Here is an 11,216-nt window from a genome sequence, read left to right as displayed (position 1 = left end):
CTTGATGTTGATCTTAGGCGCCCCGTCAACCACGCTGGCCGAAAACAGGTAGTACGGAGCGGGTAAACCGGCAGGACGCCGGTTTAGCCGCGACGGGGCAGGGACGGCCCGTCGCGGCGGCCCGCGGAGTAGTACCTGTTTTCGGGCACACCGAGCCTAGGCGAGGTGCCGAGTGGTGGGGCAAGAGCGCTTTGGTTACTTTGCCGCTTTTGCAAAGTGACTCGCCGTAAGGGCGAAACCATACGCGGCCATAACCGCAGCAACGGATATGTACACGATCCCCCCCACGTCCTCAGCGAAAAAACTCCCCCGGTGTCGCATCAAACTGCTGCCGAAACGCATTGATAAACGCCGACGTCGATTCATACCCGCACCCCAACGCCACATCCGTCACCCGTTCACCCTGCTCCAGGGCGGGCAGGGCGGTCAGCAACCTTAATCGTTGACGCCACGCCCGAAACGTCAGCCCGGTATCACTCAAAAACAACCGACTCAGCGTCTTCTCGCTGACCCCCAGCTTCTGGCTCCACTGCCCCAACGTGGTCTGCTGCTCCGGGTGCAGGTTCAGGCTGCGATATATCTGCCGCAACCGCGGGTCCAGCGGCAACGGCAACATCAAATCCACCTGCGGCGCCGCCGCCAACTGGTCCAGCACCACCTGGGCCAGGCGCCCATCCGCCCCGTCCTCGGCATATTCCACCGGCAACTCGCTGAAGCTGCGTATCAACTCACGCAACAAACTGCTCACCTCCAATACGTGGCAGCGCTCGGCTGCCCACGTGGTCACGCTGCAATCCAGGTACAGGCTGCGCATTTCCGTGTGCGGCGAACTGAACACCCGGTGCGGCATGCCCGCCGGAATCCACACCGCGCGCTGGGGCGGTGCGACAAAGCGGCCGACACTGGTCTGGATCTCCAGCACCCCGGAAATCGCGTAGGACAATTGCACCCACGGGTGGCTGTGCCGCCGGGTCAGCGCGCGGTTGGGCAAGGATTCGGTGCGCCCGTACACCGGCCGTGGCAGGCTGGAGAGCCCGGGCACACTGCGGCGTACGGTATTGGCATGTCCTTTAGGCGGCATTTACTGGCTCATTGGCGTTAGTCGGTAACAAGCCGTTACGTTAGAGTCGCGATGACGCTCTTGGCAACCCCCGGAAGATCCGCTTATGACTCGCCCCCGTTTTCTGCCCGACAACTTCACCCTGACCCTGATCGCCACGGTGATCCTCGCGTCCCTGCTGCCTGCCAGCGGCCAGACCGCCGTGGCCTTCGGCTGGGTCACCAACCTGGCGATTGCGCTGCTGTTTTTCCTGCACGGCGCCAAGCTGTCGCGCCAGGCCATCGTCGCCGGTGCCGGGCACTGGCGCCTGCACTTGCTGGTGTTCAGCCTGACCTTTGTGCTGTTCCCGCTGCTGGGCCTGGCGCTCAAGCCGGTGCTGTCGCCGCTGATCGGCAAAGACCTGTACATGGGCATGCTCTACCTGTGCGCCTTGCCGGCCACCGTGCAATCGGCGATTGCCTTCACTTCGCTGGCGCGCGGCAATATTCCGGCGGCGATCTGCAGCGCGGCGGCGTCCAGCCTGTTCGGGATCTTCCTCACGCCATTGCTGGTGACCCTGTTGCTCAACGTGCACGGTGAGGGCGGCTCGACCGTCGATGCGATCGTGAAAATCAGTGTGCAATTGCTGCTGCCGTTTATCGCCGGGCAAATTGCCCGCCGCTGGATCGGCGAGTGGGTGGGCCGGAATAAATCCTGGCTGAAATTCGTCGACCAGGGCTCGATCCTGCTGGTGGTGTACGGCGCGTTCAGCGAGGCGGTCAACGAAGGCATCTGGCACCAGATCCCACTGTGGGAGCTCGGCGGCCTGGTCGTGGCCTGTTGCGTGCTGCTGGCCCTGGTGCTGGTGGCGTCCACGCTGCTGGGCAGGGCGTTTGGGTTTAATCAGGAAGACCGCATCACCATCCTGTTCTGCGGCTCGAAGAAAAGCCTGGCTACCGGTGTGCCGATGGCCCAGGTGCTGTTTGCCGGGGCGAGCATGGGCGTGCTGATCTTGCCACTGATGCTGTTTCACCAGATTCAGCTGATGGTCTGCGCGGCGTTGGCGCAGCGTTATGCTAAACGGCCGGAGAGCATTCCCGAGCTGATGGCGCAGGTGGACCCGTAAACCGGCCTGGGCAGGCTGACGAATAACCTCAAGTTAGCGCTCCATCAGGCGATCTACTTCTTACTGGCCCAGCAAGGAGTATCGATATGAGCGTTAACGGTTTTGCGGCAATGACAGGGCTCTTGTGTTTTTGGGCGAGCGCATGCGGCGCGATACAACCTGTGACTCACGGCACCATCGCGTTCAGCGGCAGCGTTGTAGAGGGCGGGTGTGCGACAAATGCGCGCAGTGGCGCGGTGCTGGAGTTGGCCGGGTGCACCCGCGCCAGCCGCGGCAGCCGCTTGGATGTGCGCAATATGGCGCCGGAGGCCAGCGTCGACGCAGCCCATGTGCTGCTGGTGGCGGACAGCGGTCACGGCCGTTATTACGATCAGCAGTATGTGCTGGTTGACGGTGCCGGTAAGCGGATTGTGTCGGGTAACTACGTCATCACGCTGACGTCGCCCTGAGCCTTTGGGCGACGATCCGCGCCAACAGCCGGCCGAGAACCTATAGAATGCTCGGCGGCGACGCTGTTCTGCGTGGCCGTCGGATCACCGCCAGAGTACCTCGCCCTGCAATGAGCATTTCAGCCGCAACCCCCCAAGCCAACTGGCAACCGGTCATCGCCCTCGCGCTGGCCGCGTTTGTGTTCAATACCACTGAATTCGTGCCGGTGGGGCTGCTCAGCGCCATCGGCGCCAGCTTCGACATGCCCATCGCCAGCGTCGGCCTGATGCTTACCATCTATGCATGGATCGTGTCCCTGACCTCGCTGCCGGTGATGCTGCTGACGCGTAACGTCGAACGGCGCAAATTGCTCATCGTGCTGTTCGGCCTGTTTATCGCCAGCCATATCCTCTCCAGCGTCGCCACCAGCTTTGGCATCCTGATGCTCAGCCGCGTCGGCATCGCCTTGTCCCACGCGCTGTTCTGGTCGATTACCGCCTCGCTGGCCGTGCGCCTGGCGCCGGAAGGCAAACAGGTGCAAGCCCTCGGGCTGCTGGCCACCGGCACCTCGCTGGCGATGGTGCTGGGTATTCCGCTCGGCCGCCTGCTCGGCGAAGCCATGGGCTGGCGCACCACCTTTCTGGTGATCGGCGCTTTCGCGGCGGCGCTGGTGTTCTGGCTGGCGCGGACCTTACCGCCGTTGCCAAGCCAGAACTCCGGCTCGCTGCGCAGCCTGCCGTTGTTGTTCAAGCGCCCGGCGCTGGTCGCGCTGTACGTGCTCACCGCGCTGACGGTGACCGCGCAATTCACCGCCTACAGCTACATCGAACCCTTCGTCGAAGGCGTGGCCGGCATGAGCGGCAGCGCCGTGACCCTGATTTTGCTGGTGTTCGGCGGCGCGGGCATCGGCGGTTCGCTGCTGTTCAGCCTGGTGCATCGCTTCAACCCGCACCTGTTCGTGGTCGGCGCGGTGTTCCTGCTCGCGGCGTGCCTGTCGCTGCTGTTGCCGTTGAGCGGTGCCGAATCCTACCTGGTGATCCTCAGCATCTTCTGGGGCATCGCGATCATGGGCTTCGGCCTGGCCATGCAGTCCAAAGTGCTGGTACTGGCGCCGGACGCCACCGACGTGGCCATGGCGATGTTCTCCGGCATCTACAACATCGGCATCGGCGGCGGCGCGCTGATGGGCAGCTGGGTCGGCAGCCACTTTGGCTTCGCCTGGATCGGCGCGGCGGGCGGGTTGCTGGCGGCGGTGGCGTTGATCGGGTATTGCCTGGCGATTCACAGGTTCGGCACGGGTGTGGTGCGCGATTGACGCGCAAAGCGCCACACATCCAGTAAAACAAGATAAGTCTTACAGGGCCGCTTGAAGCCCATTGCTACCGTCGCCCAAGACCGCCCACGTCCTGTGGTGACGGCACTGAACAGCAATGGAGTCAATTGTGCGAAAACGTTTGACCGCAGAGTTTCTGGGTACCTTCTGGCTGACGTTTGGCGGCTGTGGCAGCGCGATCCTGGCGGCCGCGTTCCCTGAACTGGGCATTGGTTTTGCGGGCGTGTCCCTGGCGTTCGGTCTGACCGTGCTGACCATGGCGTACGCGGTGGGCGGCATTTCCGGGGGGCATTTCAACCCGGCGGTCACGATCGGGCTATGGGCGGGGCGCCGCGTGCGCAGCATTGATGTGTTGCCGTATATCACGGTGCAGGTGCTGGGGGCGATTGCCGCCACGGCGGCGCTGTATGTGATCGCCAACGGGCAGCTCGGTTTTGAAGTGGGTGGCTTTGCCGCCAACGGCTACGGCGAGCTGAGCCCCGGTGGCTTCGACATGCAAGCCGCATTGCTGGCCGAAATACTCGCCACCTTCTTCTTTGTGCTGATCATCATGCGCGTGACGGCGCCCGGCGCAGCCCCAGGCTTTGCGCCGATTGCCATCGGCCTGGCTTTGACGCTGATCCACCTGGTGCTGATCCCGGTGACCAATACCTCGGTAAACCCCGCGCGCAGCACCGGGCCGGCCTTGCTGGCGGGCGGTGAGTACATTGCGCAGCTATGGTTGTTCTGGGTCGCGCCGATTGTTGGCGGGGTGCTGGGGGCGTTGGTGGCCCGTGGGTTGGGCGACCGCAGCAGCGCGTGACAGGCACGTCTTTGCAGGCGCGAGCAAACTCGCGCCTGCACGGAGGGTCAATTACAGCGCGGCCAGCACGGCCTCAAGCTTCTCCTGATCCCGCGCAAACTGGCGAATCCCTTCCGCGAGTTTTTCAGTCGCCATCGCGTCTTCATTCGACGTCCAGCGGAACTGCGCTTCGGTCAAGCGTTGACGCGCTTCACCCTCGCTACCCGGCACCAATTTACGCGCCAGCGTACCGGTGTCTTCATCCAGCTTTTGCAGGAGGTCCGGGCTGATGGTCAAGCGATCGCAACCGGCCAACTGCTCGATCTGGCTGAGGGTGCGGAAGCTTGCGCCCATGACCACGGTGTTGATCTGGTTGGCCTTGTAATAGTTGTAGATGCGCGTCACCGACTGCACGCCCGGGTCTTCGGCGCCGGTGTAATCCAGGCCGGTGTTCTTGCGGTACCAGTCGTAGATGCGGCCCACGAACGGCGAGATCAGAAACACGCCCGCATCGGCGCAGGCCACGGCCTGGGCGAAGGAGAACAGCAGGGTGAGGTTGGTCTGGATGCCGGCCTTTTCCAGGCGTTCGGCGGTGCGGATGCCTTCCCAGGTGGAGGCCAGCTTGATCAGCACGCGGTCGCGGCCGATGCCGGCCTGGTCGTACAGAGCGATCAACTGGTTGGCCTTGGCCCACAACGCATCTTCATCAAACGACAAACGCGCATCGACTTCCGTGGAGATGCGCCCCGGAATCACCTTGAGAATGCCCGCGCCCACCGCCACCGCAAAGTGGTCGCAGGCCAGGCCCACATCGCCTTTGGACAGGTTCACCGCATTGCGCAGCAGCTCGGCGTAGTCCGGGATGGCGGCGGCCTTGAGCAGCAGCGACGGGTTGGTGGTGGCGTCGACCGGGCGCAGGCGGCTGATGGCTTCCAGGTCGCCGGTGTCGCAGACCACGGTGGTGAATTGCTTGAGTTGTTCGAGCTTGGACGTCATGAGCGGCTGTCTCCAAAAAAGGTTATTGGTTAAGGGCCTGTGCGGTGTCCAGGTCAGTGATCAGGATATCCAGATAGCCGCCCTTGAGCGCGCCGCGAATCGCCTGGACCTTGTTCAGCCCGCCGGCCAGGCCGAGCACGCGTTGGATGTTGCGCAGCTTGGGCAGTGCCACCGAGACCACGAATTCTTCATCTTCTTCCAGCACCGGTTGGCCCTGGGCATCGAAATAGCGCAGGCAGATATCGCCGACGGCACCGCGTTCGGCCAGCAGGCGCAGCATGTCTTCGGTGTAGTAGTTGCCGCTGTTGCGCAGCAGTTGCGAGGGCTCCAGGTCACCAATGCCGACGATGGCCAGGGTGATGCTGTCAAAGCGTTGCAGCACCTCCTTGACCTCGTCCATCTGCACGATGCGCTGCTTGCTTTCCACCGATTGCTCGATGCTTTGCGAGGGCAGCAAAAATGCCGGGCAGTTGAGCAGGGTGGCCAGGCGCTGGGTCAGCAGCGTTGCCTCGAACGCGCCTTTGTTGCCGACGCCGCCCAACAGTTGTACCACTTCCTGGGCGCCTTGTTTGCCCGGTTGGGCATGCAGGTGGCCGACCATCGCGCGAATGGTGCTGCTCCACGACGAAATGCCGATGTGGTCCTGGGGCGACAGGCTGGTTTCCAGGTAGTGCGCGGCGGCCGAGCCGATGGCCTGCTTGATGCTCTCGTCGTTGCCCGGCTCGGTGGCTTCCACCACGATCACCTGGCGCACGCCGTAGCGGCGCTGCAATTGGCTTTCCAGCTCCAGGTGCAGGCCTTGCAGGCGCATCACGCTGATCTTCACCACGCCGTCCTGCAGTGCCCGGCGCAGGGCGCGGCTGATAAACGACTGCGACAAATCCAGTTGCGTGGAGATTTCGGACTGCTTGAGCCCTTCTTCGTAATAGAGGCTCGCGATCTTGGTGATCAGGCGCTGTTCTTCGATTTGGCTCATGAAAGCCTCAGTGATGAAATCAATAGCAGTGAGGATACCAAACCCTTACGACATGATCAGGCCGCCGTCGATATTGATCGCTTGGCCGGTCAGGTAGGCCGCATCGTCCGAGGCCAGGAACGCCACCAGCCCGGCCACATCCGAGGGTTTGCCGGCGCGGCGCAACGGGATGTTCTTGACCCATTCGGCCATCAGCTCGCCCTTGCCGTAGCGTTTTTCGTCGGTGCTGAGGATCTCGCCCCACACGCGGTCGTTGTAGTCCCACATTTCGCTTTCGATGATGCCGGGGCAAAACGCGTTGACCGTGATGTTATGCCGCGCCAGCTCCAACGCCAGGCTCTGGGTGATGCCGATCACGCCCATTTTGCTCGCGGCGTAGTGCGGGGTGTAGATGAAGCCCTGGCGGCCCTGGCCGGACGAAGTGTTGATCAGCCGCCCGCTGCCTTGCTTGACCATGTATTTGGCCGCCTCGCGGCAGCCCAGCCACACGCCGGTGGTGTTGACTTGCAGCACCTTGTCGAAATCGGCGCGGGGCATTTTGTCGTAGTGGTCGATGGTGATGATGCCGGCGTTCTGCACCGACACGTCGATGCTGCCAAAGCGCGCATGGCCTTCGCGGTAGAGCTTTTCGATGTCGTCTTCGCGGGTCACGTCGATGCCCATGGCCAGGGTGTCGACCTGGTATTCCTGGGCGAGTTGGTCGGCGGTGAAGGTCACGCGCTCCAGGTCATTGGAGGCCAGTACCAGGTTGGCGCCTTCCCTGGCGAAGCGCTCGGCAATGCCGGCGCCGATGCCACGGCAGGCGCCGGTGATGACTACGGTTTTACCGCTGAAACGTTGCGACATCACAAGACTCCTTACCAGCAGACAAAGCCGCCATCGACCAGCAGGTCGACACCGGTGCAAAAGGACGAGGCCTGGCTGACCAGGAAAATCGCCGGGCCGACCATTTCTTCCACGCTGGCCATGCGGCCCATGGGCGTGGTCTGTTCAAAAATCTTCACCTGGTCGGCGACTTCCGGGCGCGAGTTCATCGGCGTCGCGGTGTAGCCGGGGCTGATGCAGTTCACGCGCAGGCCCTTGTCCGCCCATTCCATCGCCAGGCTTTTGCTCAGGTGGATCACCCCGGCCTTGGAGGTGTTGTAGTGCGCCTGCAACAGGCCACGGTTGACGATGCTGCCGGACATCGAGGCGATGTTGACGATGGCGCCTTTGCCCCGCGGCAGCATCACCGCGGCCTGGGCCTGGCAACTGAGGAAGATCCCGGTGAGGTTGATGTCCAGGGTGGTTTGCCAGCGCTGCAGTTCCAGGTCTTCGGCGGCCTGGGCATTGGCGATGCCGGCGCAGTTGACCGCTACGCTGAGCTCGCCGAGTTCGCTTTCGGTGCGGGCGACGGCGGCATCGAGGGCGGCGCGTTCGGTGACGGTGCCGCTCAAGGCCAGGGCGCGACGGCCCAAGGCCTGGATGCGTGCTACGGTGCTGCTGATGCCGGGGCTGCCGGGCAGGTCAAAACACGCGACATCGGCGCCGGCTTCGGCCAGCCCGACGGCGATGGCCTGGCCAATCCCGCTGCCGGCACCGGTGACAAAGGCGACTTGGCCCTGAAGACTAAAAAGTTGCATGAACTACTCCATTCTTGAAATCACAATTGGGCCCCTGTGGGAGGGGGCTTGCCCCCGATGGCAGTGGGGCAGCTACAGAGTTAGCAACTGACACTCCCTCATCGGGGGCAAGCCCCCTCCCACATTTGAATCAAGCGGTGGCCATTTCCATCACTGAAACCGGGGTGGCTTCGGCGCGCTCCAGAATCCCCATCTGCCGGCCGCGGCTCATCACCATCACCCGATGGGACAGCCCGAGCACTTCATCCAGGTCCGAACTCACCACGATTACCGCCATGCCTTTGGCCGCCAGGTCGGCGATCACTGCATAAATCGCCGCCCGCGCACCCACGTCGATGCCGCGCGTAGGTTCATCGAGGATGAACACCTTGGGGTTGCGCGCCAGCCATTTGGCAATGATCACCTTTTGCTGGTTACCGCCGGACAGGCTGGAAATTCGCGACTGCGGCGTACCTTTCACGCCGAGGCGCGCCACCGCCGTGCGCGCAAATTCGCGCAGTGGCGCAGGGAACACCCAGCCGCGTTTGTCCAGCAGGTCGGTGTTGCCGTAAATCAGGTTGTCTTCGATGCGGTGTTCCACCACTACGCCTTGCTGCTTGCGGTCTTCGGGCACCAGCACCACACCGGCCTGGATCGCCTCGAAGGGCGAGCGCAGCTGGCGCACTTCACCGTCCAGCACCATGTGGCCCTGGATGTCGCGGGCTGCACCGGCAATGGTGCGCACCAGCTCGGTCCGTCCGGCGCCGACCACCCCGGCAATGCCGAACACTTCACCGGCACGTACGCTGAAGTCGATGCCGTGCAAGGCGAATTCGCGGCAGGTCAGGTCCTTGACCTGCAACATCACCCGGTCCTGCGGCGCTTGCAAGGCGGGGAAAATCCGCTCCAGGCTGCGCCCGACCATCTGTTCCACCAGCTCACGCACCGGCACCTGGGCCGTGGCATGCAGGGCGATCTGGCGACCGTCGCGCAGCACCAGCACGCGGTCGGCGATGCGCGCGATTTCTTCCAGGCGATGGCTGATGTAGATAAACGACACGCCCTCGGCCTTCAGCCGTTCCACCTGCTTGAACAGCAGCTCGGTTTCTTCGCCGCCCAATGCGGCGGTGGGCTCATCGAGAATCAACAGGCTGGCCTTGAGCGTCAGCGCCTTGGCGATTTCCACCAGTTGCTGGGCCGCCACGCTCAGGCCTTCGACCTTGCGTGACGCCGGCACCTTGAGCCCCAGACGCTCCAGCTGGATCTGCGCCTGGGCCTCCATGTACTCGCGGTCGACCCGCCCGTGACGCATGGGCAGGCGGCCGACGAAGATGTTCTCGGCGATCGACAGTTGCGGCAGCAGGCGGATCTCCTGGTGGATCAGGCCGATCCCGGCGCCCAGCGCGGCCCCTGGTGACGCGGGCGCGTAGGGCGCGCCGAGCCAGGTCATGCTGCCCCCGGCTTCGGGTTGCACCAGGCCTGCGATGATCGACGACAGGGTGGATTTGCCCGCGCCGTTTTCACCGAGCAGGGCCAGGACTTCGCCGGGGCGAATGTCCACGTTGACCTGCGACAGCACCTGCACCGGCCCGTAGGCCTTGCTGATATTGCGCAGGCACAGCACCGCATCGGCGGCTGTGTCCAGAGCTGCTGCTCTCATGACGACCTCCAGGGCTTACGGGTGCTGTTGCAGGAACGGCGCGACGTTGTCTTTGGTGGTCAGCACGGTCGGCAGCAGTTGTTCCTTGGGCACGTCTTTGCCGGCTTTCAGGTCAATCGCCGAGGCCACGGCCAGGCGCCCCATTTTCTGGGTCTGCTGGGTCATGGTTGCATTCAGCACGCCGCTTTCCACGGCCTTGAGCCCGGCCACGTCGCCGTCAAAACCGACCACCACGACTTTGTGATCGAGGTTGCCGACCTTCACCGCCTGGGCTGCGCCCAATGCCATCGCGTCGGCGCGGCCGAAGAATACGGTGATGTTCGGGTCACGCTGGAGCAGGTCCTGGGCCACGGCGAAGCCTTTGTCCTGGGCCCATTCGGCGGGTTGCTGGGCAACCACCTTGAGGTCCGGGAAGGCTTTGAGGCCCTGTTCGAAACCCTTGGCGCGATCGTTTTCGGGCGTGGTGCCGAGCTGGCCTTGCAGGATCGCGATGCGGCCTTTGCCGTCGGTGATCTTGCCCACGTATTCGGCCAGGGTCTTGGCGCCGGCCACGCTGTCGCTGGCGATAAAGGTATCGCCCGGTGCGTCGGGGGCGTTGCGGTCCACGGCGATCACCGGGATGCCCGCGGCCTTGGCGGCTTTGACCGGCACACCGGCGGCGGTGGCACCGGCCGGGATGTAGATCAGCACGTCGATCTGGCGGGTGATCAGGTCTTCAATCTGGCTGACCTGGGTGGAGGAGTTGCCCTGGGCGTCCACGGTGATCACTTTGATCCCCTTGGCCTTGCCTTCGGCTTCCACCGATTGCTTGATCTGGTTGAAAAAGTCGGCCTGCAGGTTGGCCACGGCCAGGCCGATGGTCAGGTCCTTGGCCCAGGTGGTGCTGGTAGCGGTGAGGGTGGCGGCCGCCAGCGCAGTGGCGATAAGCAGTTTCTTGGGGCTGAACATGTCGGTGACTCCTGGTTTTATTGTTGGAGGGTGTCAACTGTCGAACAGGTTTAACGGGCAGTGCTGGAGCGGCGTCGCAGGGTGTCGATGGTCACGGCGAGGGCGATGACCACGCCGATCACCACTTGTTGAATAAACGGAGAAACGCCGAGCAGGTTGAGGCCATTGCGCAACACGCCAATGATCAGCACACCCACCAGGGTACCGCCGATGCTGCCCACGCCACCGCTGAGGCTGGCGCCGCCAATCACCACGGCGGCGATGGCGTCGAGTTCCAGGCTCAGCCCGGCGCTCGGTTGCGAGGAGTCGAGGCGCGCGGCCAGGGTC

The 11,216-nt window shown here is 63.7% G+C and carries 12 protein-coding genes; 4 read left to right on the top strand and 8 right to left on the bottom strand.

Annotation, left to right across the window (positions count from 1 at the left end; all coding sequences use genetic code 11):
- Nucleotides 1-292 precede the first annotated feature (292 nt).
- A complete protein-coding gene (locus WBR57_RS09955) occupies nt 293-1,081 on the bottom strand; it encodes an AraC family transcriptional regulator (protein WP_424083679.1) in 789 nt (262 codons plus the stop codon).
- Between the two features lie 85 nt (nt 1,082-1,166).
- Here WBR57_RS09955 and WBR57_RS09950 point away from each other — a divergent pair, with 85 nt between their 5' ends.
- From WBR57_RS09950 to aqpZ, 4 genes are all read left to right on the top strand, one after another.
- Nucleotides 1,167-2,165: a bile acid:sodium symporter family protein gene (locus tag WBR57_RS09950; RefSeq protein WP_424083678.1), complete on the top strand. Its 999-nt coding sequence runs from the start codon at nt 1,167-1,169 to the stop codon at nt 2,163-2,165.
- A gap of 86 nt (nt 2,166-2,251) precedes the next feature.
- The gene (locus tag WBR57_RS09945) at nt 2,252-2,614 is read left to right on the top strand and encodes a type 1 fimbrial protein (RefSeq protein WP_424083677.1); all 363 of its coding nucleotides are present in this window, start codon (nt 2,252-2,254) and stop codon (nt 2,612-2,614) included.
- 110 nt (nt 2,615-2,724) lie between these two features.
- Nucleotides 2,725-3,909: a sugar transporter gene (locus WBR57_RS09940; RefSeq protein ID WP_424083676.1), complete on the top strand. Its 1,185-nt coding sequence runs from the start codon at nt 2,725-2,727 to the stop codon at nt 3,907-3,909.
- Between the two features lie 115 nt (nt 3,910-4,024).
- On the top strand, nt 4,025-4,729 hold the full coding sequence (gene aqpZ / locus WBR57_RS09935; RefSeq protein ID WP_424083675.1) for an aquaporin Z: 705 nt from the start codon (nt 4,025-4,027) through the stop codon (nt 4,727-4,729).
- Nucleotides 4,730-4,780: 51 nt separating this feature from the next.
- On the opposite strand, the gene tal is transcribed toward aqpZ, so the two are convergent.
- The 7 genes from tal to WBR57_RS09900 all read right to left on the bottom strand — a co-directional run.
- Entirely contained in the window at nt 4,781-5,704 is a 924-nt protein-coding gene (gene tal, locus WBR57_RS09930) for a transaldolase (RefSeq protein ID WP_424083674.1), read from the bottom strand.
- Between the two features lie 22 nt (nt 5,705-5,726).
- Nucleotides 5,727-6,680, bottom strand: coding sequence for a sugar-binding transcriptional regulator (locus WBR57_RS09925; RefSeq protein ID WP_424083673.1), 954 nt, complete (start codon nt 6,678-6,680; stop codon nt 5,727-5,729).
- A 45-nt stretch (nt 6,681-6,725) separates the two neighbouring features.
- Nucleotides 6,726-7,526, bottom strand: a complete 801-nt coding sequence (locus WBR57_RS09920; protein ID WP_424083672.1) for an SDR family oxidoreductase — start codon at nt 7,524-7,526, stop codon at nt 6,726-6,728.
- Between the two features lie 11 nt (nt 7,527-7,537).
- Nucleotides 7,538-8,302: an SDR family oxidoreductase gene (locus tag WBR57_RS09915; protein WP_424083671.1), complete on the bottom strand. Its 765-nt coding sequence runs from the start codon at nt 8,300-8,302 to the stop codon at nt 7,538-7,540.
- Nucleotides 8,303-8,432: 130 nt separating this feature from the next.
- Nucleotides 8,433-9,941 (bottom strand): sugar ABC transporter ATP-binding protein, encoded by a 1,509-nt coding sequence (locus WBR57_RS09910; protein WP_424083670.1) that lies wholly within the window; start codon nt 9,939-9,941, stop codon nt 8,433-8,435.
- A gap of 15 nt (nt 9,942-9,956) precedes the next feature.
- Nucleotides 9,957-10,889, bottom strand: a complete 933-nt coding sequence (locus tag WBR57_RS09905) for a sugar ABC transporter substrate-binding protein (protein WP_424083669.1) — start codon at nt 10,887-10,889, stop codon at nt 9,957-9,959.
- A gap of 50 nt (nt 10,890-10,939) precedes the next feature.
- Nucleotides 10,940-11,216: ABC transporter permease (locus WBR57_RS09900; protein WP_424083668.1), on the bottom strand; the 277-nt coding region annotated here is incomplete at its 5' end.

Origin of the sequence: Pseudomonas sp. (assembly GCF_049590575.1) — a bacterium.
Taxonomy (GTDB): Bacteria; Pseudomonadota; Gammaproteobacteria; order Pseudomonadales; family Pseudomonadaceae; genus Aquipseudomonas.
This window is presented reverse-complemented; position numbering and strand designations above follow the sequence as displayed.

Bases quoted from the DNA above. Each gene is read 5' to 3' on its own strand.
- WBR57_RS09945 (WP_424083677.1), top strand. From the start codon at position 2,252: ATGAGCGTTAACGGTTTTGCGGCAATGACAGGGCTCTTGTGTTTTTGG.
- WBR57_RS09915 (WP_424083671.1), bottom strand. From the start codon at position 8,302: ATGCAACTTTTTAGTCTTCAGGGCCAAGTCGCCTTTGTCACCGGTGCC.
- WBR57_RS09905 (WP_424083669.1), bottom strand. From the start codon at position 10,889: ATGTTCAGCCCCAAGAAACTGCTTATCGCCACTGCGCTGGCGGCCGCC.
- WBR57_RS09955 (WP_424083679.1), bottom strand. From the start codon at position 1,081: ATGCCGCCTAAAGGACATGCCAATACCGTACGCCGCAGTGTGCCCGGG.
- WBR57_RS09925 (WP_424083673.1), bottom strand. From the start codon at position 6,680: ATGAGCCAAATCGAAGAACAGCGCCTGATCACCAAGATCGCGAGCCTC.
- WBR57_RS09950 (WP_424083678.1), top strand. From the start codon at position 1,167: ATGACTCGCCCCCGTTTTCTGCCCGACAACTTCACCCTGACCCTGATC.
- WBR57_RS09940 (WP_424083676.1), top strand. From the start codon at position 2,725: ATGAGCATTTCAGCCGCAACCCCCCAAGCCAACTGGCAACCGGTCATC.
- tal (WP_424083674.1), bottom strand. From the start codon at position 5,704: ATGACGTCCAAGCTCGAACAACTCAAGCAATTCACCACCGTGGTCTGC.
- aqpZ (WP_424083675.1), top strand. From the start codon at position 4,025: ATGGAGTCAATTGTGCGAAAACGTTTGACCGCAGAGTTTCTGGGTACC.
- WBR57_RS09910 (WP_424083670.1), bottom strand. From the start codon at position 9,941: ATGAGAGCAGCAGCTCTGGACACAGCCGCCGATGCGGTGCTGTGCCTG.
- WBR57_RS09920 (WP_424083672.1), bottom strand. From the start codon at position 7,526: ATGTCGCAACGTTTCAGCGGTAAAACCGTAGTCATCACCGGCGCCTGC.